We start from the raw sequence: 2,501 nt of genomic DNA, 5'->3' as shown, positions 1-2,501 counted from the left end.
GGTAGGTATTGGGGGTCACAAAGTGGTCACGCCACCCTTTCAGCCGGTAGTCGTGGTACTACTGCCCGGTCTATATTGGTCAGCATTGGACGAGAGGGGATCAAAGTGGGCGTCAACGACCGCCGCGGACCGACCAGGCGGCTAGACATGCGAGGACCGGGCCGTCACCCTCTGCGTGTGACTGGACCAGATTGGACGCGACTGTCCTCTTACGTCGTGACCGCGCGCATCGCCGCCGGCTACCGGACGACTCGCGCCTTCGCCGCCGCCACCGGCATCGGCGACAAAACCCACTACCGCCTCGAGCAGGGAAAGTCGGTCGGCCGCGACACCCTCGCGATCGTCGAGCAGCACGTGGGTTGGGCGCCCGGCAGCGCAGCTGCCGTGCTCCGCGGAGAAGAACCGCGGCCACTGCAGGCCGGGGTCGACGACGCCGCACGCGCGCGCGCCGAGGTCATCGCCATGTCGCCGGACGAGCTGGCCGAGATGAAGTTGCGGATCCAAGCCGTGTCCGGCGTCGAGTTCGCCGAAGACTGGCTACGGAGAGCGATGGAGTTGCGCCGATCGAACGACGTTCAAGGGTCTTCTAGTCCAAAAGAGACGCGCCGTGAAGTGGGTTAACCGATCTGTGATCGGCCATTCGGCCGAAAGGGTTGGACCCGGTTACACCTCGTAGACCTCGAACGAACGTACCAACGCCAATGGAGGTACCAAGACAACCCAAACTGGAGGGAAACACATGGCTGCCCGCCCCTCGACGCAAGCGGTCCCCCCGGCGTCGCCGATCGCGCCCCACATCGCCGCAGTTCTCGCCGGCGTTGGAGCAATCGGTGGGCTCGCGGCACTCGTGTTGCTGCTTTTCGTGATCACCGCCGGTCTCCCGCTGGCGGTGATGAACTTCTCCGCGATCCTCGCCGCGACGTTCGCGTGCTCGAGCTGCATCGTCTGGACTGGTCAACGCGTCATCAGACACCAAGCCGCGTGCTACGAGGCGAACCGAGCGGCTTCGAAGACCGAGATCGCGGCCGCCCTGAAGAAGGTGCACAAGGAGGTCGACGGGTTCCGCGCCGAGTGGCAGGCGCAGCAGGTCGCCCGGGTCAGCGCAGCGATCTTCGAGCAGGAACAGCAGACCCGGTTCGGCGTGATCAACGGAGGTGGTAATGGCATGGGCTGAACAACTGCCGTCGGGACACTACCGCGGCGGCTATTGGATCAAGGATGGTGACAAGAAGCGGAAGCGGTACGTCTCCGAGGACGAGAACGGGCAGCCGTTCGTCCGGAAGACCGACGCAAAGGAAGCCGCCGAGGACGCGGCCGCCGAGGCGCGCCGGAAGGCGCCCACCACGCAGGGGAACGGGAAGACCCTCTACCGGGATTGGTGGGCGAAGCTCAGCGCAACGCGCCACGAGAACAAGATCAGTTCGTCACCGGACATCGAAGACGGCCTATTCCGAAACTTCTTCGAGGAGAAGTGGGGTGACAAGCAGCTCAACCAGATCAAGCGGACTGACGTCCAGCGATGGGTGTGGAGCCTCGATGACGGCAGCCGGAAGCCGTCGTACATCGGCCGGATCGCGGGCTCCTTCACCACGTCTATGAACCTGGCCGTCGATGAAGGACTGCTCGACGCCTCGCCATGCGTGAAGATCAAGCTGTTCAAGAACCCGAAGAAGACGAAGAAGAGCCGACGCACCAAGAGGCACATGACCGTCGACTACGGGGCAGCCATCGACGCAGGGCTGCACCCACGGGTGGCCCGCGCGCGCCGGTTCCAGCACGACACCGGCGCACGTCCAGGCGAGCTGTGCGGCCTCCACGCGGATCACGTGGACCTGAAGAACAAGCGGGTACACCTGCAGGACGTGTACGTCAGCAAGCTCAAGGTGATCCGGCCATGGCCGAAGGACGAGGACGGCCGGTGGGTTCCGCTCACGGAGGCCGCGTTTACGGCCGTCGAAGAGGCATTAGACGGACGTGACCTGACCGCCGGGTGCGGCGTGCCGCACTTCAACGGGAAGCCGTGCAAAAGCGTGATCGTGTTCCTGTCGCCGCGGGGCAAGCCGATGACGCCGAGGAACTACGCGCAGTTGATGACTCGGGCCGCCGGGCGGCAGGAAATGGACGCGGCCAACGGGCCGTACACGATGCGGCGGGGCTTCGCCACCCGCGCGAAGCGGGCCGGCATCGACCTCAACACCATCCGAATCCTGATGGGCCACGCCCACACCGATCAGACGCTCGAGTACATCGCCGACGAGGAAGTGAACGAGGTCGAGTTCCTCGACAAGTTCGAGGGCAACTCGGGTCTTCGCGCTATCGAGGGCGGGGCGTCCCGTGGGGCACAGCGTGGGGCGGAGCCCCACGGGACGACACTTGGCGACATTGGACCAGGGGAGTCCTCAAAGGTGTCCTGACCTGCTAGAACCCGCGGTTTCAGCGGGTTACATTGGATCCTCTTGGATCACCTTGGAAAACACAAAACCGCAGGTCGTCAGTAGTAG

The 2,501-nt window shown here is 64.6% G+C and carries 3 protein-coding genes; all 3 read left to right on the top strand.

Translation table 11 applies throughout. The features are described 5' to 3' along the window. Window positions 1-216 precede the first annotated feature (216 nt). The 3 genes from ACERZO_RS50255 (at window position 217) to ACERZO_RS50245 (ending at window position 2,414) form a co-directional block, all read left to right on the top strand. Window positions 217-621, top strand: coding sequence for a hypothetical protein (locus ACERZO_RS50255; RefSeq protein WP_372673155.1), 405 nt, complete (start codon window positions 217-219; stop codon window positions 619-621). 118 nt (window positions 622-739) lie between these two features. Continuing rightward, window positions 740-1,174: a hypothetical protein gene (locus ACERZO_RS50250; RefSeq protein ID WP_372673154.1), complete on the top strand. Its 435-nt coding sequence runs from the start codon at window positions 740-742 to the stop codon at window positions 1,172-1,174. Then, window positions 1,161-2,414 carry a tyrosine-type recombinase/integrase gene (locus tag ACERZO_RS50245; RefSeq protein ID WP_372673153.1) on the top strand — a complete coding sequence of 418 codons (1,254 nt, stop codon included), beginning with the start codon at window positions 1,161-1,163 and terminating at the stop codon, window positions 2,412-2,414. The genes ACERZO_RS50250 and ACERZO_RS50245 overlap by 14 nt, the downstream gene beginning before the upstream one ends. Window positions 2,415-2,501 lie beyond the last annotated feature (87 nt).

Source organism: Amycolatopsis kentuckyensis (genome assembly GCF_041679295.1).
Lineage (GTDB): Bacteria > Actinomycetota > Actinomycetes > Mycobacteriales > Pseudonocardiaceae > Amycolatopsis > Amycolatopsis kentuckyensis_A.
This window is presented reverse-complemented; position numbering and strand designations above follow the sequence as displayed.

Bases quoted from the DNA above. Each gene is read 5' to 3' on its own strand.
- ACERZO_RS50250 (WP_372673154.1), top strand. From the start codon at position 740: ATGGCTGCCCGCCCCTCGACGCAAGCGGTCCCCCCGGCGTCGCCGATC.
- ACERZO_RS50245 (WP_372673153.1), top strand. From the start codon at position 1,161: ATGGCATGGGCTGAACAACTGCCGTCGGGACACTACCGCGGCGGCTAT.